A 19,497-nucleotide genomic window follows, 5' to 3' on the forward strand; every position below is an offset into this window, starting at 1 on the left:
AGCCCCGACCGGGGTTCCGCGCCATTTTTCTCGACTTTCAGCCCTTGGTGCAGGTCGAGGCGGTGAAGGCGCCGTCGGGCTGTCTCATGATGATGTCGAACGAGGGCGGGCCCTGACCATCCAGAGTTGCCTGAGTGAGGGACAACGAGTTGCCGCCGGCGGTGTAGCCGCCGAGCGGTCCCAGCCAGGAGATCACCCCGTTTGCGTCCATCTGGTAATTGTAGCCCTGCTGGGCGGTCCCGAAGGTGACTGGGCCGGTATAGACGTTTCCCTTGATGGTGATGTCGCCGAGGTTGAGGAACATGCCGAGCAGGTAGACCTCGCAATGATAAATGCCGTCGGGCATCTTGCCGTCGCTGAAGTCGGCTCGCGCCGCCCCGGTCGCCGCCGCCAGAAACAATAGGCCGGTAGAGATGCGTGAAATTCCGGATGCCATGACGTCGCTCGGTTGAGGGGCGAACTTGCCCCATTTGTGTGCCGTACCGCAATATTTGTCGCGTGCGGCCCGCGTCCGGAGATCAAAATCTAGGCATTTGGAGAAATTGGACGAAAATTAGGCAAAAACCGTGTGCGCTGCGCAAATTTCCCTCAACCAATTTTTAACCGGCCCTCACGCTTTCTCTAAGCACGATATGTCAATCCACTGATAATATTGAGCATTAACTCCTTCCACGAAACCGCCTCGGCGATTGGCATGGGGGTTGCTTCGTAGTGTTGCGTTGCAATCAATCAGCTTGGGAGTGTCAGGCATGAGGGGTAATTTCTCGACAATAACAAAAATGTTTTCGGCGGGCGTGGTCGCTGCCGGCCTGTCGATGTCGGCGCCCGCGAAGGCGGCCGACGACACGATCAAGGTCGGCATCCTCCATTCGCTGTCCGGCACGATGGCGATTTCGGAGACGACGCTGAAGGATGCCATGCTGATGCTCATCGACGAGCAGAATGCCAAGGGCGGCCTGCTCGGCAAGAAGCTCGAAGCGGTCGTCGTCGATCCGGCGTCCAACTGGCCGCTCTTCGCCGAGAAAGCGCGCGAGCTGATCTCCAAGGACAAGGTCGCGGCGGTGTTCGGCTGCTGGACCTCGGTGTCGCGCAAATCGGTGCTGCCGGTGTTCTCGGAACTCGACAACATCCTGTTCTATCCAGTCCAGTATGAGGGCGAGGAGAGCGAGCGCAACGTGTTCTATACGGGCGCGGCGCCGAACCAGCAGGCCATTCCAGCCGTCGACTATCTGATGAGCGAGGATGGCGGCTCGGTGAAGCGATGGGTGCTGGAAGGCACCGACTATGTCTATCCCCGCACCACCAACAAGATCCTCGAGGCCTATCTGAAGGCCAAGGGCGTCGCGGCGGAAGACATCATGGTCAACTACACGCCGTTCGGTTTCTCGGACTGGCAGACCGAAGTCTCGGCAATCAAGAAGTTCGGTTCGGCCGGCAAGAAGACCGCCGTCGTCTCCACCGTCAACGGCGACGCCAACGTGCCGTTCTACAAGGAACTGGGCAACCAGGGCATCAAGGCCGAGGACATCCCGGTCATGGCCTTCTCGGTCGGCGAGGAGGAGCTTGCCGGTCTCGACACGGCGCCGCTGGTCGGCCATCTCGCCGCCTGGAACTACTTCGAGAGCGTCGACACGCCCGAGAACAAGAAGTTCATCGCCGACTGGCACAAGTTCATCAAGAACGACAAGCGCACCACCAACGACCCGATGGAGGCCCACTATATCGGCTTCAACATGTGGGTGAAGGCGGTCGAGAAGGCCGGCACCACCGATCCGGACAAGGTGATTGACGCCATGGTCGGCGTCTCGGTGCCGAACCTGACCGGCGGCTATTCGACGATGATGCCGAACCATCACATCACCAAGCCGGTGCTGATCGGTGAAATCCAGGCAGACGGCCAGTTCGAGACGGTCTCGCGCACGCCGGGGCTGGTGATGGGCGACGAGTGGTCGGATTACCTGCCCGATTCCAAGGACCTGATCTCCGATTGGCGGGCGCCTCTGTCCTGCGGCAACTTCAATGTCGCCACCGGCAAATGCGGCGGCAAGGGCACAAACTGATCCTCCCGGGCTGGACCTTCAGGTCCATGCCCATGACCGCGAGCGTCCGGACGGTTCCTTCGCCGTCCGGACGTCCAACTCAACCCTGAAGAGTCGCCTGACGCCGATGAACCTTTTCCGCGCACTTGGCCTGACACTGCTGTTCTTGCTGGCGACGCTGTCGTCATCGGACGCCGGCGAAGCCGATCTGCGTGGCATCATCGCCAAGTTCGCCGCCGCCAAGGGTTTTTCGGAGACGGGAGCTGTCGTTCACGACCTGGCGGCGACCGGCGATCCGGCAGTGGAGCGGCCTCTTGCGGCACTCGCCGATGGCAATCTTTACATCCGCAAGATCGATTCCCTGGTCTTCGTCGGCAAGGAAGGCGGCGAACTGGTCCAGCTTTTCGACCCGCTGAGCGGTGAGCCATCCGGTGAAGCGGCCAAGGACGACATCACCAAGATCAAGGTCAACAACACGCTGCGTCGCACCATCCGCGATGCGCTGGGCACGCTGACGCTTGGCGCCAAGGATCCGGCCCTGCGGCTCGCCGCCGCCGACACCATGTTCAAGACGCCCGATGCCGCAAACATCGAGCCGCTCGACGCTGCGATCGCCAATGAGACGGTCCCCAGTGTCAAGACCTTGCTGGAACAGGCTCGTGCCGCGTCGATCCTGAGCTCGGATCGGCCTGATGCCGACAAGCTCGCGGCAATCGCCCTGATCGGCGCGCGCGGCGACCGCGATGCGGTATCGCTGCTCACCTCGGCAGGGGCCAATGCCTCGGGCGCAGTGAAGGAAGCGGCGACAGCGGCAATCGCCAACATCAATTCGACGCTGGCCCTGTGGGACGCCGGACAGAACATCTGGTACGGCATTTCGCTGGGCTCGGTGCTGCTGCTGGCGGCGATCGGGCTTGCCATCACCTTCGGCGTCATGGGCGTCATCAACATGGCGCATGGCGAGATGGTGATGCTCGGCGCCTACACTACCTTCGTCGTCCAGCAGGTGATCCGTACATCCTTTCCCGGCCTGTTCGACTGGTCGCTGGTGATCGCGCTGCCGCTCGCCTTCCTGGTCGCGGGGCTTGTCGGCCTCGCCATCGAGCGCGGCGTTATCCGCTTCCTCTACGGGCGGCCGCTGGAGACGCTGCTGGCGACATGGGGCGTTTCGCTGATCCTGCAGCAGGCAGTGCGCTCGATCTTCGGGCCGACCAACCAGGAGGTCGGCAATCCCTCCTGGATGTCGGGTTCGTTCGATGTCGGCCAGCTTGCCATCACCTGGAGCCGGCTCTGGATCCTGGTCTTCGCGCTTAGCGTCTTTGCCGTGCTGCTCTATGTGATGAAGCGCACCCCTTGGGGCCTACAGATGCGCGCCGTCACCGCCAACCGCCGCATGGCCGCCTCCATGGGCATCAGGACGCCATGGGTCGACGCGCTGACCTTCGCGCTCGGCTCCGGCATTGCCGGCATTGCCGGCGTGGCGCTCAGCCAGATCGACAATGTCTCGCCCAATCTCGGCCGCGGCTACATCATCGACAGTTTCATGGTCGTCGTCTTCGGCGGCGTCGGCAATCTGTGGGGCACGCTGGTCGGCGCCTTTTCGCTGGGCATCGTCAACAAGTTCCTGGAACCCTATGCCGGCGCCGTGCTCGGCAAGATCGTCGTGCTGGTGCTGATCATCCTGTTCATCCAGAAGCGCCCGCGCGGCCTGTTCGCGCTCAAGGGCAGGGCGGTGGAAGCATGATGTCGGGACGCTTCTTCGCCGCGGGCGCGGACCGCCGCATCGCCATCACCATTTTCATCCTGCTCGGGGCCGCGATCGTCGGCCCTCTGCTCAATCTTGCTGTGTCACCGACGAGCGCCTTCTACGTCCCGCCCTATATCGTGGCGCTGACCGGCAAATATCTCTGCTACGCGCTGCTTGCCTTGGCGCTCGATCTTGTCTGGGGCTATTGCGGCATCCTCTCGCTCGGCCACGGCGCCTTCTTCGCGCTCGGCGGCTACGCGATGGGCATGTATCTGATGCGCCAGATCGGCTCGCGCGGCGTCTATGGCAATCCGGTCCTGCCTGATTTCATGGTGTTCCTGAACTACAAGGAACTGCCCTGGTTCTGGACCGGCTTCGACCATTTCTGGTTCGCCGCGATCATGGTGCTCGCGGTGCCTGGCCTGCTCGCCTTCGTCTTCGGCTGGTTCGCCTTCCGCAGCCGCGTCACAGGCGTCTATCTCTCGATCATCACACAGGCGATGACCTATGCGCTGCTGCTCGCCTTCTTCCGCAACGACATGGGCTTCGGCGGCAACAACGGCCTGACCGATTTCAAGGACATTCTGGGCTTCAACGTCCAGGCCGACGCGACCCGCTCGGCGCTGTTCGCGGCCAGCGCGGTGATGCTTGCGCTCGGCGTCTTCGTCACCTGGGCGATCGTCGCCTCCAAATACGGCAAGCTGCTGATGGCGGTGCGCGATGCCGAAAGCCGCACCCGCTTCCTCGGCTGGCGGGCTGAGAATGTGAAGTTGTTCGCCTTCACGGTTTCAGCTGTCATGGCCGGCGTCGCGGGCGCGCTTTACGTGCCGCAGGTCGGCATCATCAATCCGGGCGAATTCGAACCCTCCAATTCGATCGAGGTGGTGATCTGGGCGGCGGTCGGCGGGCGCGGCACCATCATCGGGCCGATCATCGGCGCGCTGCTGGTCAACGCCGGAAAATCCTGGTTCACCGGCGTGCTGCCTGAACTGTGGCTGTTCGCACTCGGAGGCCTGTTCGTCGCCGTGACGCTGCTCTTGCCGAAAGGCATCATCGGCATGTGGGATAGCCGGCGCGGCAACGCCAAGGCGCTGCGTGCGGCATCGTTGGCCGAGGAGGCCGGCGCCGATGGTGAAATCGCGCCATCCAAAGTCGTGCAGGCGGCGGCCAGAACACCCGGCGAATGGTCCTCGTCCAGCCTCGAACCACAGCCTGCGGAGTAACGAGCGATGTCGAAGTCGAACACCATTCTCTATCTCGACGGCGTCTCGGTTTCCTTCGACGGCTTTCGCGCCATCAACAATCTGTCGCTGGTGCTCGACAAGGGCGAGATGCGCGCCATCATCGGCCCCAACGGCGCCGGCAAGACCACGATGATGGACATCGTCACCGGCAAGACACGGCCCGACGAGGGCGAGGTGTTCTTCGACGGCCAGGTCGATCTCACCTGCCATGACGAGGCCGAGATCGCCATGATGGGCATCGGCCGCAAATTCCAGAAGCCGACGGTTTTCGAAAGCCATACGATCGAGGAAAATTTGATGCTGGCGCTGAAGGGGCCGCGCTCGATCTTCCCGGCGCTGTTCCATCGACGCTCGCCCGCCGAGACGCGGCGGATCGATGACATCCTCGGGACCATCCGGCTCGGCGACAAACGCGACGAGCTCGCCGCCAATCTCAGCCATGGGCAGAAGCAGTGGCTGGAGATCGGCATGCTCCTGGCGCAGGACCCGAAGCTGCTGCTGGTCGACGAGCCGGTCGCCGGCATGACCGACGCCGAAACCGAGGAAACCGCGCGCCTGCTCAAGGAGATCGCCCGCGACCATTCAGTGATCGTCGTCGAGCATGACATGCATTTCGTGCGCGAGCTCGGCGTCAAGGTCACCTGCCTGCATGAGGGCTCGGTGCTTTCAGAAGGCACGCTCGATTTCGTATCTGCCGATGAACGCGTCGTCGAAGTCTATCTGGGGAGATGAGCATGGTTTGGCGGGTGCAATTCCATCGCTTCGATCTTGCCTTCCTTCGGTTCTGGAGAAGGCGCTGACATGCTCGAAGTTTCCGATGCCACGCTCCACTACGGCGCCGCCCAGGCGCTGCGCGGCGTGTCGCTGAAGGCGGGCGCCGGCAAGATCACTTGCGTGCTCGGCCGCAATGGCGTCGGCAAGACCAGTTTGATGAGATCGATCGTCGGCCACCACAGGCTGACGAGCGGAAGCGTTGCCTTCGAGGGGAAGGCGCTCGACCGGAGCGCGGCGTATGACCGCGCCCGGTCGGGCATCGCATTCGTGCCGCAGGGCAGGGAGATCTTTCCGCTGCTCAGCGTGCGGGAAAACCTCGAATCGGGATTCTCGCCCCTGAAACGGACCGACCGCAACGTGCCGGCGCATGTCTTCGAATTGTTTCCGGTGCTCAAGCAGATGCTTGGCCGCCGCGGCGGCGATCTCTCCGGCGGCCAGCAGCAGCAGCTCGCCATCAGCAGGGCGCTGGTGATGCGGCCCAAGCTTCTGGTGCTCGATGAGCCGACGGAAGGTATCCAGCCGTCCGTTATCAAGGACATCGGCCGCGCCATCCGCTATTTGCGCGACCAGGCCGGCATTGCGGTTCTTCTCGTGGAGCAATATCTCGACTTCTGCCGCGAACTCGCCGACGAGGTCAACATCATGGACCGCGGCCAGATCGTCCATACTGGTCCTGCCGAAGATCTCGACCGGGCGGATGTCAGGAAGTTCCTGACGGTGTAAATCCATCTCCTGATGAAAGATTGCTCAATCTTTCTTCAACACCCGCTGGCACGCTCAATACTACATGCTAGTCTTCTGATGGCTTTGTGAGTCGGCCGCTTCCGTATCAGTCTGGTTTGTCGCAGATCGAGGTGGGCGACGGGCAAGTTCCGCGCAAGCATGCGTTCCTAGCATCCTCCCTGCGATCTCTGTCGTTCAACGCGTCTGGGCATACAGGCCAAGGGGCAGCCATGGAACGTTACGTCGAGGACTACCAGAAGCGGCGGCTCACAGAGCGCGTCGACATCATCACAGCCATCAACATCCTGAAGTCCCAGGGCTATGACCCCGACGAGCTGATCGAGGAGATCACCAAGGTCTTCTATGTCGACCTTGATGCCTTCAATGAAATTGTCATGGCGGCGTAAAAGCCGCATTCGGCCATTCAACAATGATGGGCACGGCATTGATGCGCGTGGTCAGCTGGCGCGCCGGAATGGAGAGGCGGTGACGCGGTTGCGGCCGCCGCGCTTGGCGGCATAGAGCGCCTTGTCGGCGGCGCTGAGCACCTTGTCGAAGCTCAGGCCCTCTTTGGTGCCGAAAGCAAAGCCGGCGCTGACGGTGCACGTCAGGGGACCGTTCTCGGTGTCGATGCGGCGCGCGGCGAATGAGGTTCGTATCGCCTCGGCCGTGTTTTCCACTGTTTCGGGCAAAGTCCGCTTCAACACCACCGCGAACTCCTCGCCGCCCATGCGCGCGGCGACATCGGTGGGGCGAAGGTTGCCGGCAAGCTCCTTGGCGAACACTTTCAGCACCTCATCGCCCGTCGCGTGGCCGAACTGGTCGTTGATGGCCTTGAAGCTATCGAGGTCGAACACGACCACGGCGGTGAAGGCGCCGACGGGAGAATCGCCAAAGAGGTCGAACAGCGCGCGGCGGTTGAGCAGCCCGGTCAGCTGATCCGTCAGCGCGTTGCGGCGATGATGCCCCGCCAGACGCCCCTGGTTGAGGGCCAGCGACAAGGCGCCGATGCCGGTCATGCTGGCGATGACGACGATGAGGCTGAGATCCTCGGCCCAGTTCCTTGGCGCATGGCTCAGGATCAGCTTGCCGTCCCATGCCAAAACCGTCGCGCAGAGCAGGAAGGACATGGCGGTCGCCGAATAGAGTGCGGCGGCGCCGATGGTAAGCGCTGGGGCCTCGGCGCGGCCCTTCCAGTATTCGGCGGCGGTTGCGAACAGGAGCAGGGCCGCGAACAGGTTCTCGAACATGAAGCCGAGCCCGTCATAGCCGAGAGCCATGGGCGGCAGCGCCACCGCCAGCGAAATGCCGCTGCCGATCAAAACTCTGGGGATCGGCGAGCCGCCGCTTCTGAATTGGTATGCGGCGCCCAGCATCATGGAGAAGCCGACCAGCAGCAAGGTGAAGGTGGCGATGCCGAGGCCGCGCCTGGGCGCGTCGATATAGGCGTCATAGGTGAAGACCTCGCCCACCACCAGCATGGCGCTGAGCGCCCAGGTGAGCAGGAACTTGTCGGTGCGGGCGGTGAGCCATGTGCCGAACAACGTCAGGCTCAGGCAGGCAGCGGAGAAACCGACCGCCAGCAGAAGTGAGTTGTAGTCGAGCGACATGCCCCTCGTTCCTTGCCCGCGACGACCCTGCAGCCTGACGTTGCTGGAGTCATGACGCAAGGAAGTGTCGATAAGGTTACGATCGCGGCGAAAAAGCCAAGCTTGCACGGCGTTAGAGGACTACCGCCGACAGGAGCAGAACGGCACCGACCGCCATCATCAGCAGACCCGGCCAATTCTGTGACACGCCTAGGAAACCGAGGCCGCGCCGGCGTGGCTCAAGCGTCGGGGCCTGCGTTGCGAGATTTGGCATCCGTCGATCCGAAGCTGCAGGTGCCGGATCGCTGAGCCGTCCACGCCTGAGAGCTGCGCCCGCCATATACACAACGCCGGCGACGATGAGAAACGCACCGATAAGGATGACAGCCATCCTTCCTCGCTTTTCTGCTGGTTTTCCCGCGCGGGAACCCGCCACCAAGGCAAAACGACGATGACGCCTTGAGGTTCCGACAGAGGCTGTTGACGCCGGCAATTCATGCAAATGGAAATAGCCGCAGAGGCTTGCCGCTTAGCTGGTTTCTGTCACTCGCTTCATCAGCGCCATGGCGCCGAAGGGCGCGCGCACCTTGCCCTCGGTGATGAAGTAGACGAACACGTCGCGCGGTTGCACCGGCGCGTCGGTAGCAGGGTCGGCGCGCCGCAAATCGGCCGGCTGCTTGCCTTCCGCCCAGACCTTGGCCCGCGCCGCCCATTCATCGAGGCCTTTTGGCGTGTAGCAGTCGGGATTGTCATCCGAGCCGGTCTGCAGCCGCGCATAGATGAAATCGCCGGTGATATCGGCGATATCAGGATATTTTGCGTGATCGGCATAGACGATGGCCGCCTTGTATTTGCGCGCGAGCGCCGGGAATTCCGGCACGATGAAACTGTCGTTGCGAACTTCAAGCGCGTGGCGCAACGCGACACCGTCTTGGCTTTCCGGCAACAACTTCAGAAAAGCCTCGAAATCGTCGGGATCGAATTTCTTTGTCGGCGCGAACTGCCAAAGGATCGGCCCAAGCTTATCGCCGAGCGCGGCGACGCCGGAGCCAAGGAAACGCATCATCGATTCACCGGCTTCGCCCAGCACGCGGCGGTTGGTGACGAAGCGGTTGCCCTTCAGCGAGTAGACGAAACCGTCGGGGGCCTCATTGGCCCATTTGACGAAGGTCGGTTCCTTGAAGCTGGAATAGTAGGTGCCGTTGACCTCGATGCTCGGTACCTGCCGGCTGGCGTATTGCAACTGCTTGGCCTTGGGGAGTTTTTCCGGGTAGAAGGACGTGTCCCACGGCTCGAAGGTCCAGCCGCCCATGCCGGCGCGGATTGTTCCCGATTTGCTCATTGTCGTCCTCCCGTTTCAGAAATCTGGCCGCGTTCAGAAAAATCAGGCCGCCGTGACCTCGTCGACCGGCTTGGCCATGTCGACGAGCACCCATCCTGGCCGGTAGGGATTGGGCCGGCGACCCGTTTCGCGATAGCCGTAGGCCAAATAGAGCGCGATGTTGCGCTCCATTTTCGCATTGGTGTAGAGCCGCACCTCCGGCACGCCCCACAGGCGCGCCTGCTGATCCGCATGTTTCAACAATGCGATGCCGAAGCCCTTGCCCTGAAATCCTGGCGCCACCGCGACGGAGAAGATCATCGCGTGGTCTTCGTGCCGCTCCAGGACGATCAGCCCGGCCAGGTCGCCGCCGCTCTCCAGCAGCCAGGCCTCGCCGCGTTCGATGCGCGGCGCATAGTCTTCGGTGACCGGGATCGGCGGCGCGCCCAACAGCGCGGTGTAGGGCGCGTAGGCATCCGTGGTCAGAGTCATGACGGCGGTGACATCCGGGGCGAGGGCTTTCCTGATCTTCATTCCGGAGATTCCCAACGCCAGCCCGCCATCACTCCGCTGCTTCGCGCTTGCCTCCGGGGCGTCGCTCCAGCAATTCCTTGAGGAATTGGCCGGTGTAGCTGCGTTTTTCGCGCACGATCGCTTCCGGCGTGCCGGAGGCGACCAGCTCGCCGCCGCCATCGCCACCCTCGGGGCCGAGATCGAGCACCCAGTCGGCGGTCTTGATCACTTCGAGATTGTGCTCGATCACCACCACCGTGTTGCCCTGGTCGACCAGTTCGTGCAGCACTTCCAGCAGCTTGGCGACATCGTGAAAGTGCAGGCCAGTGGTCGGCTCGTCCAGGATATAGAGCGTCTTGCCGGTCGCCTTGCGCGACAGCTCCTTGGCGAGTTTTATCCGCTGCGCCTCGCCGCCCGACAGCGTCGTCGCCTGCTGGCCGATATGGATGTAGCCGAGGCCGACCTGCTTCAGCGTGTCGAGCTTGTCGCGCACGCCGGGCACGGCGGCGAAAAAATCGACGCCTTCCTCGACCGTCATGTCGAGCACGTCGGCGATCGACTTGCCCTTGAACAGCACGTCGAGCGTCTCTCTGTTATAGCGCTTGCCGTGGCAGACGTCGCAGGTGACGTAGACGTCGGGCAGGAAGTGCATCTCGATCTTGATAACGCCGTCGCCCTGGCAGGCCTCGCAGCGGCCGCCCTTGACGTTGAAGGAGAAGCGGCCCGGCTGGTAGCCGCGCGCCTTGGCCTCGGGCAGGCCCGCGAACCAATCGCGGATCGGCGTGAAGGCGCCGGTATAGGTGGCGGGGTTGGAGCGCGGGGTCCGTCCGATCGGCGACTGATCGATGTCGATGACCTTGTCGAGGAACTCCAAGCCCTCGATGCGGTCGTGCTCGGCCGGATGCTCGCGCGAGCCCATGATGCGGCGCGAGGCCGCCTTGAAAAGCGTTTCGATCAGGAAGGTCGATTTGCCGCCGCCCGATACGCCGGTGACGGCGGTGAAGGTGCCGAGCGGAATTTCGGCGGTGACGTTCTTCAGATTGTTGCCGCGCGCGCCGACGACTTTCAGGCGGCGGTTCTTCTTCGCCTCGCGGCGAACCGCTGGTGTCGCCACTTCGAGCTCGCCCGAAAGGTATTTGCCGGTGATCGAATTCGGGTTGGCCATCACCTGCTGAGGCGTGCCCTGGGCAATGATTTCGCCGCCATGGATGCCGGCGGCCGGGCCGATGTCGACGACGTAGTCGGCATGCAGGATGGCGTCCTCGTCATGCTCGACCACGATGACCGTGTTGCCGATGTCGCGCAGGTGCTTCAGCGTGTCGAGCAGGCGCGCATTATCGCGCTGGTGCAGGCCGATCGACGGTTCGTCCAGCACGTAGAGCACGCCGGTGAGGCCGGAGCCGATCTGCGATGCCAGCCGGATGCGCTGGCTCTCGCCGCCCGACAGCGTGCCGGAATTGCGCGACAAAGTGAGATAGTCGAGGCCGACGTCGTTGAGGAAGCGCAGCCGCTCGCGGATTTCCTTGAGCACGCGCACGGCGATCTCGTTCTGCTTGTCGTTGAGCTGCGCCGGCAGGTCGGTGAACCACTGGTCGGCCTTGCGGATCGACTGTTCGGTCACTTCGCCGATGTGCTTGCCCGCGATCTTCACCGCCAGCGCTTCCGGCTTCAGCCTGTAGCCACGACAGGCCGGGCAGGGGGTGGCCGACATGAAGCGCTCGATTTCCTCGCGCATCCAGGCGGATTCGGTCTCTTTCCAGCGCCGCTCGAGGTTGGGGATGACGCCCTCGAAGGTCTTGGTCGTTTTGTAGGAGCGCAGGCCGTCATCATACTGGAAGGTGATCTCGCGCTCGCCTGTGCCGCGCAGGATGGCTTCCTGGGCTTCCCCGGTCAAATCCTTGAACTTGTCGCCGAGCTTGAAGCCGTAAGCCTTGCCGAGAGCCTCCAGCGTCTGCACGTAGTAGGGTGAAGTCGATTTCGCCCATGGGCTGACGGCGCCGTCGCGCAGCGAGACGTTCTCGTCGGGGACGACCAGATTGGGATCGATGGCGCGCTGGCTGCCCAGCCCGTCGCAGGTCGGGCAGGCGCCGAACGGGTTGTTGAACGAGAACAGCCTGGGCTCGATCTCGGGAATGGTGAAGCCGGAGACCGGACAGGCGAATTTTTCCGAGAACAGGATGCGCTCATGCGTCTCGTTCTTCGACTTGTTGACCGAATCCTCGCCCGTCTGACTGGCATCGAGCGGCTTATCGGCGAACTCCGCCACCGCCAGCCCCTCCGCGAGCTTCAGCGCGGTCTCCATGGAATCGGCAAGGCGCGTTGCGAGGTCGCCACGCACGACGATGCGATCCACGACCACGTCGATGTCGTGCTTGTATTTCTTGTCGAGTGGCGGCACGTCCGCGATCTCGTAGAAGACGCCGTCGACCTTGACGCGCTGAAATCCCTTTTTCTGCAGCTCGAGCAATTCCTTGCGGTACTCGCCTTTGCGGCCGCGCACGATCGGCGCCAGGATGAACAGGCGCGTGCCTTCCTCGACCGCCAGCACGCGATCGACCATCTGCGACACCGTCTGGCTCTCGATCGGCAGCCCGGTGGCCGGCGAATAGGGTACGCCGACACGCGCGAACAGAAGCCGCATATAATCGTATATCTCGGTGACGGTGCCGACCGTCGAGCGCGGGTTTTTCGAGGTGGTCTTCTGCTCGATGGAGATGGCCGGCGAAAGGCCGTCGATCTGGTCGACATCCGGCTTCTGCATCATTTCGAGGAATTGCCGCGCATAGGCGGACAGGCTCTCGACATAGCGGCGCTGGCCTTCGGCATAGATGGTGTCGAAGGCAAGCGACGATTTGCCGGAGCCCGACAGGCCGGTCATGACGATCAGGCTGTCACGCGGCAGGTCGAGATCGACATTCTTCAGATTGTGTTCGCGCGCCCCGCGAATGGAAAGATATTTATGGTCGGCCATTGCCGGTCGCCGCCTCAGATCTGGAATTTGTGGGATCGGCGGGTTTTCCCCGGCCGTCCCCTATGTAGGTATTTTTGCCGCCGCGTCGAGAGACGCCACAATTCTCGACCAAATCGTTTAACCGTCTTTCGCACGAACGGGCAAGCGGAAAGAACAAAGACCGAACACGCTCCTGACAAAAGCGGTGGAGCAGGCGGCGTGGTTCCCATCAGGGGATATGTCGCTCGATCACAATTTTTCCGATCGGACATCGAGCGGTTGACGTCCCCGGCTGAGGGGAGCAGACTCCACACGTCAATGAAGCCGGCTGTCTTTCGATGGCCTCGCCGCCCAAAGGCGGCCTGCGAGACGCCGCGGGCTACTGCGATCAGTGCTTCTGACGACGATTGTCGCAACGGACACAGGAGTGGAGCATGACGCCACCGGACAGTCCCTTGAGGCTCCAGCAGTGACTGGAGCCGCGGCAGGGATGAATGCCAGGGAGACGCGAGCGCCTTCCGACGTGACCCTGCCGGATGCACCAAAATCAGAGACTACTGGTCGGATCGTCGGCTGAACGCCGCGAAGCATCCGAAATCTAAAGCCGGTAAAACATTCCCGGCGAAAGATTGGATTATAGATCCAGAAAAGCCCCGTCTGTTTGCTAAAAGCACGGCGGGGCTGCTCTTTTGGGGGAACGCGCAGGTACTGACGGCCCGCGACATGTCGGCTACCGCGGCGGTTTGATCCCGCCGGCGCCGACATCGACCGTGATGCTGCCAGAAATCCTGACATCGGTATCGCCGATCTTGAACTGGCCGTTTCCGTTGGCGGGGAAGGCGTCATCGGGTTCGGGCTGCGGGGCCGGCTTGGCGATGCGATAATCGCCGGCCACACCGGGCAGGCTGCCTTTCTGGCTGTCGTTGGCAAAGGCGCCGCCGGCCAGCATGAGCGCACCGGCGAAAATAGTGACGGCAAGACGCCAAGGTCGGAATAAGCGGCTGTCGATCATCGGGCGGTTATAGCGCCGCCCCGCCGAGGTGGCCAGACCGGCGGTCATCAAATCGCCGGACGGCGGGGCGTCGCAATTCATCGTGCTTGTGCCGGTCACGCCGCCTTTTTGCGGGTATCGTAGACATGATCGACGAGACCCCATGCCTTCGCTTCCTTGGCGGTCATGAAATAGTCCCGGTCGAGCGTGCGCTCGACCTCTTCATAGGTGCGGCCGCAATGACGCGCATAGAGTTCGGTCATCTGCCGCTTGGTGCGCAGGATGCCTTCGGCGTGACGCTGGATGTCCGATGCCTGACCCTGGAAGCCGCCCAGCGGCTGGTGCAGGACGAGGCTGGCGTTGGGCAGCGCGATGCGCCGTCCCGGCGTGCCAGCCATCAGCAGGAACGAAGCCATCGAGGCGGCAAAGCCCATGCACACCGTCGACACCGGACAACTGACGTATTGCATCGTGTCGTAGATGGCGAAGCCGCTGGTCACCACGCCGCCAGGCGAGTTGATGTAAAGCGAGATCTCCCTGTCGGGATTATCCGATTCCAGCGACAGAAGCTGGGCGCAGACCAGCGCCGACATGCCGTCGTTGATCTCGCCGTTGATAAAGACGATGCGCTCGCGCAGCAGCCGCGAGAAAATGTCGAAGGCGCGCTCGCCGCGGCTCGACTGCTCGATCACCATCGGCACCAGATTGGCAAAACCGGTCATCGTCTCTCTCCGTTTTTCATGTGTCGGCCACTCAAGCGGCGCGCTGCAGAAGGCAAAATGAATTGGCGGCGGCCGTACGGCCGGAGGCGCTCGCAGCGAATGAAAGCCGGCAGCCGACACCTGCCATGGTCACCATGGGCCTGGCGGCGGATGTCGCCGCACGGGCAAAGCCTTCATGGATAATATGCAGATGCGTGCCGCCCGAAACGGTGCGGGCGAGCGTGAAGGTGACGATGCTGTCGAGTGGGTTCCGTTCCTCGTCGGGCCGCGGCTGTTCCCGCCAGGAATAGCGAAGCCTTTTTCCGGGCTCGGCATCGAGGATCTCGCATTCGATCGGCGCATCCGGCCCGGCAAAGGCGAAATTGCTGCCGATCTCAGGATTGATGTCGTTGGGCATCATCCAGGCCGCAAGCAATTCGGGCACGGTCAGCGCCCGCCATACCTTTTCCGGCGGCTCGGGGAGATCGCACTCGAACTCGATCGCGTCGGGGGCGGTCCGCGCAGGGCTTTCGTCGGTCACTGGTGCGTGCGTCATTGGTCCATGTCCTTGAGAACCGTCCTTAGTTTTTCGATGCGCTCGGGCCAGAAGGTCCGGTAGCGTTCGATCCAGCCAAGCAGCGGGTCGAGCCCTTGCGGATCGGCGCGGTAATAGGCGTTGCGGCCCGCCCGCCGCTCGACCACCAGGCCTGCGCTGCGCAGCACCGCCAGGTGCTGCGACACAGCCGGCTGCGACACCGTCATGCCGGTGCGCAGCTGCGACACCGTCATCTCGCTGGTGGCGAGGCGTTCATAGACGGCGCGTCGGGTGGGGTCGGCCAGCGCCCGGAAAATCTCCGCTTCGATCATGGCGAAAGCATAAGTCGATACTTATCGGTTTGGCAAGCGATGTTTTACGGCCCATATTAAGGGAAGCTGGCGGCTCCGGCATTACTGCCATTCCTTGACAATGAGCGGCGATGCATATAGGAACGAAAAGAGAACAAAAACCTTGTGGGAAAAGGCAGCCACAGCAGGCAACGGGTGTGCGCAACCTGTAAGGTGCTGCGACAAAAATTTGTTTCGGACGAGCGCGGAGAAGTATCATGGCGGGTAGCGTCAACAAGGTCATTCTGGTCGGCAATCTCGGAGCGGATCCGGAGATCCGCCGCCTGAATTCGGGCGAGCCGGTCGTCAACATCCGCATCGCAACATCGGAAAGCTGGCGCGACAAGAATTCCGGCGAGCGCAAGGAAAAGACCGAGTGGCACAATGTCGTCATCTTCAATGAGGGCATCGCCAAGGTTGCCGAGCAGTATCTGAAGAAGGGCATGAAGGTTTATGTCGAGGGCCAGTTGCAGACACGCAAATGGCAAGACCAGACCGGTGCCGACAAATACACGACGGAAGTCGTGCTGCAGAGATTCCGCGGCGAGCTGCAGATGCTGGACGCGCGCGGCCAGGGTGAGGGCGGCCAGGTCGGGGGTTATTCCGGCGGCGGCAGCCGTGGTTCCGATTTCGGCCAGTCCGGCCCGAACGAAGGCTTCAATCGTGGCGGCGGCGCTCCCAAGGGCGGCGGCGGTTCGTCGCGCGAGCTGGACGACGAAATTCCGTTCTGAGCATCGACACGGCGTGACGGGCATTTGAGGAGAGGGCGCGATGTCGCTCGGACCGCTCCTATCGGCACGTCCTCCGATCCCATGGCATGCGCTCGCGGCCTTTGCCGCGCTGGCGATAGGCGGCGTGCAGCTGGCGCTGCCGAAAGGCACGCTGCGCCACCGCGCGATGGGCTATCTCTGGGCGGCGCTGATGCTGGCCGTCGCCATCTCGAGTTTCTGGATCCAGCAGATACGGCTCATTGGCCCTTTCAGCCCGATCCATCTCTTGTCGATCCTGGTGCTGGTCACGGTGCCGCTGGCGGTCTGGCATGCACGCAATCACCGCGTCGCCAAGCACCGCAAGGCGATGATTGCGTTGTATATCTTTGCACTGGTGGGTGCCGGTGTCTTTACGCTGGTGCCCGGCAGAATCTTGCACGACGTGGTCTTCGGCGTCGCGCAAGCCAGACCGTGATCCCGAGTGGAAGGAATATCAGTTGAAAGCACGCATCAAATGGGTCGAGGAACGCACCTTCGTCGGCGAGTCCGGCACAGGCCATAAGGTCGTACTGGGGACCGCGTTCGGCCCTGAAGGGAGAACGCCGGGGCCGAGCCCGATGGAACTGGTGCTGATCGGCACCGGCGGCTGCTCGGCCTATGATGTCGTCCATATCCTCGAAAAGGGGCGCGAGGCGATCGAGGACTGTGTGGTCGAGCTCGATTCCGACCGAGCCGAGACCGATCCCAAGGTGTTCACCCGCATTCATATGCATTTCATCGTCAAGGGCAGGGCGCTGTCGCCCGACAAGGTGAAGCGGGCGATCGATCTCTCGATCGAAAAATACTGTTCGGCTTCGGCCATGATGTCCAAGACCGCCGCCATTACCCACGATTTCGAAATTATCGACACGACGGCAAAATAAGCGGCCTATGAGGCCATCAGCGCCTTGATGCCGTCAGCCACGAACTGGACGGCAAGTGCCGCCAGGATAACGCCGAGCAGGCGGGTCAGGATCGAACGGCCGGTCTGGCCGAGGATGCGGTCTATGCGCTCCGACAGCACGAACACGAGATAGGTGATGGCGAGGCAGACGAAGATGATGCCGACCAGTGCCGCCTGGGCGCCAAAGCCCTGAAACGAGCCGGAGAGCAGCACAGTCGCCGAAATCGCGCCGGGGCCGGCGATCAGCGGGATCGCCAGCGGGAAAGCGGCGATGTTGTGGATCATGTCCTTGGTGATGGCCACGTCGCCGATCTTCTCCTTACGGTCCTGCCGGCGCTCGAACACCATTTCAAAAGCGATGAAGAAGAGCAAAAAGCCGCCGGCGACACGGAAGGCCGGCAGCGTGATGCCGAACACCGACAGGATCGAGGCGCCGGCAACCGCGAACAGCGCCATCACCAGGAAGCCGATGACCGAAGCGCGGACCGAGACCTGCTGGCGCTCCTCGCGGTTCATGCCGCGCGTTATCGCCAGAAACAGCGGCGCCAGCCCGGGCGGGTCGATGGTCACCAGAATGGTGACGAAGGCGTTGAACAGGCTGTCGAAACTCGGCATCTCTCACCCCTCCCGCCGGGCCGAGCCCGCATCCCGACATTGGTAGAGCAAAGCAGGGACGGATGAAACCGGCTGGGGAGAGGCGGCTCGCGAACTCTGCGAAAGCCGGCTGGGCCGAGGGAGACGCGAAAGAACGCAGGGAATGCCTGAGTTTGCGTCGCGGGCTTGCTTGATCAGGTACGGCCAGAGCGCCGCGCCAGGAACTCCACTTCGAGCCGCCATGTCGCGCCATTGTCGTGCGAGCGCTCGCCGAGCCAGCGGAAGGAATTTTCGGTTATTCGTGAAAAGCTCCAACGTACGGAGGAACCGGTGCCGTCGGCGCCCACTTGGACAATCGTGTCGCCTTCGGCGCGACCGAGTTGGCGGCTGTAATACTGGTTGCGCGGATCGCTCCAGAAAATATGCCAGGCATTTGCGCCGGGATCGTAGACGCGCAAGGTCGTGCCATAAAAGGTCCATTTGCCGAGAGAAGGCGAGGGGCCGGCATCGCGCGCGGGCAGGATCCAGACGTCCTGAATCGCGCGGCCTTCCAGCACCCAGCCGAAATGCACCTCGCCGCGTCCGGTCAGCACGGTGCCGTCCTCGAGATGACGGCTGGCATCGAAAGTCCAGGCGCCGACGAAGCGGCCGTAGAGATCCAAATTCTCGGCAAAGCCGGGGGCTGGCCCGTCGCTGTGCAGGGCTTCGGTAAAAGTGGGCTGGTTGGTCATGGCTGGTGCCTTCATGCTGTCAGGAGGCCGCAAGCGATAGGCCGGGGCAGGGTTCTGCGCTTGGGAAAAATTGCTATCTTTCAGGCTATGACGACGAGCCACAGGATCATTGCCTCGGGGCCAGGCTGGCAGGTGTCGGACGTGGTGTGCACGGCCGGCGCCGGCGACCGGCCGTTCGAGGAGGAGCACCGGACGTTCTGCGTCGCCGCGGTGACCAGCGGCACCTTCCGCTATCGCGCCAGCCAGGGCACCGCGATGCTCGCGCCAGGCGCGGTGCTGCTTGGCAATCCCGGCACATGCTACGAATGCGGCCACGAGCACGGCGCCGGCGACCGCTGCCTCTCCTTCCATTTTGCTCCGGCTTATATGGAACGGATCGTGGAGAACGTACCAGGCGCCAGAATGCTGGCCTTCGAGACGCCGCGCCTGCCGCCCCTGCCGGCGCTGATGCCGCTGCTGGCCGAAGCGGAGGCCGCGCGCGATGTGGCCGAAACCGCTGCTTTCGAGGAACTCGGCTTGCGCATTGCCGGCGCAGCAGTCGCCGCAAGCTCAGGGCGCACCAAGATGGCGCGGACACCCAGCGGCCGCGACCAAAAACGGGTCGCGGAGGCGGTTCGGCGTATCGAGATCGATGCCGATCAGCCGCTTTCGCTGGCCGTGCTGGCCCGGGAGACGGCGACCAGTCCGTATCATTTCCTGCGCACATTCCGGCAGATTGCCGGAATGACCCCCTACCGGTTTCTGCTGAGGACCAGGCTGCACCGGGCAGCAGTGCGGCTCCACGCTTCGGACAAGGCGATCTCGACGATCGCCTTCGAGGCGGGCTTCAACGACCTGTCAACTTTCAATCGCCGCTTCCGGCGCGAAATGGGCGAGACGCCCGGCAGCTATCGCGCCCGCCGCGCGGGCCGCCGCTAACACGAGATGGCGGGCCTTTGCGTCGACGGCTCCGAAAAGCACATCGGCCATATCGTCGCAATCACCGGTATCCTTTTGAAATCACCGCCAAAATCGACACTGGAAAAGTGCCGTCGACATTGGA

General features: G+C 62.9%; 22 protein-coding genes. 10 read left to right on the forward strand and 12 right to left on the reverse strand.

All coding sequences use genetic code 11. The features are described from left to right. Positions 1-37: 37 nt before the first annotated feature. Positions 38-436: a hypothetical protein gene (locus FJ867_RS24580; protein WP_140498872.1), complete on the reverse strand. Its 399-nt coding sequence runs from the start codon at positions 434-436 to the stop codon at positions 38-40. A gap of 313 nt (positions 437-749) precedes the next feature. On the opposite strand from FJ867_RS24580, the gene urtA reads away from it, so the two are divergent. The 6 genes from urtA to FJ867_RS24610 all read left to right on the forward strand — a co-directional run bounded on the left by urtA (position 750) and on the right by FJ867_RS24610 (position 6,934). After that, complete coding sequence (gene urtA, locus FJ867_RS24585; protein WP_140498870.1) at positions 750-2,060, forward strand: urea ABC transporter substrate-binding protein; 1,311 nt, start codon at positions 750-752, stop codon at positions 2,058-2,060. 106 nt (positions 2,061-2,166) lie between these two features. Further along, positions 2,167-3,783 carry an urea ABC transporter permease subunit UrtB gene (gene urtB, locus FJ867_RS24590; RefSeq protein WP_140818817.1) on the forward strand — a complete coding sequence of 539 codons (1,617 nt, stop codon included), beginning with the start codon at positions 2,167-2,169 and terminating at the stop codon, positions 3,781-3,783. Continuing rightward, positions 3,780-5,009: an urea ABC transporter permease subunit UrtC gene (gene urtC / locus FJ867_RS24595; protein ID WP_140818819.1), complete on the forward strand. Its 1,230-nt coding sequence runs from the start codon at positions 3,780-3,782 to the stop codon at positions 5,007-5,009. The genes urtB and urtC overlap by 4 nt, the downstream gene beginning before the upstream one ends. A gap of 6 nt (positions 5,010-5,015) precedes the next feature. Then, positions 5,016-5,762: an urea ABC transporter ATP-binding protein UrtD gene (gene urtD, locus FJ867_RS24600; RefSeq protein WP_140564487.1), complete on the forward strand. Its 747-nt coding sequence runs from the start codon at positions 5,016-5,018 to the stop codon at positions 5,760-5,762. A 69-nt stretch (positions 5,763-5,831) separates the two neighbouring features. Continuing rightward, entirely contained in the window at positions 5,832-6,527 is a 696-nt protein-coding gene (gene urtE / locus FJ867_RS24605) for an urea ABC transporter ATP-binding subunit UrtE (protein ID WP_140818821.1), read from the forward strand. A 230-nt stretch (positions 6,528-6,757) separates the two neighbouring features. Beyond that, positions 6,758-6,934 (forward strand): hypothetical protein, encoded by a 177-nt coding sequence (locus FJ867_RS24610; protein ID WP_140818823.1) that lies wholly within the window; start codon positions 6,758-6,760, stop codon positions 6,932-6,934. Between the two features lie 51 nt (positions 6,935-6,985). Here FJ867_RS24610 and FJ867_RS24615 read toward each other — a convergent pair whose 3' ends face one another. The 9 genes from FJ867_RS24615 to FJ867_RS24655 all read right to left on the reverse strand — a co-directional run bounded on the left by FJ867_RS24615 (position 6,986) and on the right by FJ867_RS24655 (position 15,459). Continuing rightward, the gene (locus FJ867_RS24615; protein WP_140525359.1) at positions 6,986-8,137 is read right to left on the reverse strand and encodes a GGDEF domain-containing protein; all 1,152 of its coding nucleotides are present in this window, start codon (positions 8,135-8,137) and stop codon (positions 6,986-6,988) included. A 112-nt stretch (positions 8,138-8,249) separates the two neighbouring features. Then, positions 8,250-8,507: a hypothetical protein gene (locus FJ867_RS29175; RefSeq protein ID WP_140564488.1), complete on the reverse strand. Its 258-nt coding sequence runs from the start codon at positions 8,505-8,507 to the stop codon at positions 8,250-8,252. A gap of 138 nt (positions 8,508-8,645) precedes the next feature. After that, positions 8,646-9,458, reverse strand: coding sequence for a DUF72 domain-containing protein (locus FJ867_RS24625; protein WP_140515303.1), 813 nt, complete (start codon positions 9,456-9,458; stop codon positions 8,646-8,648). Positions 9,459-9,500: 42 nt separating this feature from the next. Further along, positions 9,501-9,971 carry a GNAT family N-acetyltransferase gene (locus FJ867_RS24630; RefSeq protein WP_140498852.1) on the reverse strand — a complete coding sequence of 157 codons (471 nt, stop codon included), beginning with the start codon at positions 9,969-9,971 and terminating at the stop codon, positions 9,501-9,503. A 28-nt stretch (positions 9,972-9,999) separates the two neighbouring features. Beyond that, positions 10,000-12,921: an excinuclease ABC subunit UvrA gene (uvrA, locus tag FJ867_RS24635; RefSeq protein WP_140515305.1), complete on the reverse strand. Its 2,922-nt coding sequence runs from the start codon at positions 12,919-12,921 to the stop codon at positions 10,000-10,002. A gap of 709 nt (positions 12,922-13,630) precedes the next feature. Further along, the gene (locus FJ867_RS24640) at positions 13,631-13,912 is read right to left on the reverse strand and encodes a hypothetical protein (protein WP_140818833.1); all 282 of its coding nucleotides are present in this window, start codon (positions 13,910-13,912) and stop codon (positions 13,631-13,633) included. Positions 13,913-14,007: 95 nt separating this feature from the next. Then, positions 14,008-14,613, reverse strand: a complete 606-nt coding sequence (locus FJ867_RS24645) for an ATP-dependent Clp protease proteolytic subunit (protein ID WP_140818825.1) — start codon at positions 14,611-14,613, stop codon at positions 14,008-14,010. A 31-nt stretch (positions 14,614-14,644) separates the two neighbouring features. Then, on the reverse strand, positions 14,645-15,148 hold the full coding sequence (locus tag FJ867_RS24650) for an SRPBCC domain-containing protein (RefSeq protein WP_140686315.1): 504 nt from the start codon (positions 15,146-15,148) through the stop codon (positions 14,645-14,647). Continuing rightward, positions 15,145-15,459: a metalloregulator ArsR/SmtB family transcription factor gene (locus FJ867_RS24655; protein ID WP_140656346.1), complete on the reverse strand. Its 315-nt coding sequence runs from the start codon at positions 15,457-15,459 to the stop codon at positions 15,145-15,147. Before FJ867_RS24655 ends, FJ867_RS24650 begins: the two co-directional genes overlap by 4 nt. A 236-nt stretch (positions 15,460-15,695) precedes the next feature. Between FJ867_RS24655 and FJ867_RS24660 the strand changes: the two genes are divergently transcribed. Genes FJ867_RS24660 through FJ867_RS24670 form a run of 3 tightly spaced genes read left to right on the forward strand, consistent with a single transcriptional unit; the run spans position 15,696 to position 17,110 of the window. Further along, positions 15,696-16,208: a single-stranded DNA-binding protein gene (locus FJ867_RS24660; RefSeq protein WP_140498840.1), complete on the forward strand. Its 513-nt coding sequence runs from the start codon at positions 15,696-15,698 to the stop codon at positions 16,206-16,208. Between the two features lie 40 nt (positions 16,209-16,248). Next, positions 16,249-16,662, forward strand: coding sequence for a DUF2306 domain-containing protein (locus tag FJ867_RS24665; RefSeq protein WP_140525355.1), 414 nt, complete (start codon positions 16,249-16,251; stop codon positions 16,660-16,662). Between the two features lie 22 nt (positions 16,663-16,684). Continuing rightward, entirely contained in the window at positions 16,685-17,110 is a 426-nt protein-coding gene (locus FJ867_RS24670; RefSeq protein WP_140498836.1) for an OsmC family protein, read from the forward strand. Between the two features lie 5 nt (positions 17,111-17,115). On the opposite strand, the gene FJ867_RS24675 is transcribed toward FJ867_RS24670, so the two are convergent. Further along, positions 17,116-17,745 carry a MarC family protein gene (locus FJ867_RS24675; protein ID WP_140498833.1) on the reverse strand — a complete coding sequence of 210 codons (630 nt, stop codon included), beginning with the start codon at positions 17,743-17,745 and terminating at the stop codon, positions 17,116-17,118. 173 nt (positions 17,746-17,918) lie between these two features. Further along, positions 17,919-18,455 (reverse strand): hypothetical protein, encoded by a 537-nt coding sequence (locus FJ867_RS24680; protein WP_140498831.1) that lies wholly within the window; start codon positions 18,453-18,455, stop codon positions 17,919-17,921. An 87-nt stretch (positions 18,456-18,542) separates the two neighbouring features. On the opposite strand from FJ867_RS24680, the gene FJ867_RS24685 reads away from it, so the two are divergent. After that, positions 18,543-19,373 (forward strand): AraC family transcriptional regulator, encoded by an 831-nt coding sequence (locus tag FJ867_RS24685; RefSeq protein WP_140625176.1) that lies wholly within the window; start codon positions 18,543-18,545, stop codon positions 19,371-19,373. The last annotated feature ends 124 nt before the right edge of the window (positions 19,374-19,497 follow it).

Source organism: Mesorhizobium sp. B2-5-3, from assembly GCF_006441005.1.
In the GTDB taxonomy this organism is placed as follows: Bacteria; Pseudomonadota; Alphaproteobacteria; order Rhizobiales; family Rhizobiaceae; genus Mesorhizobium.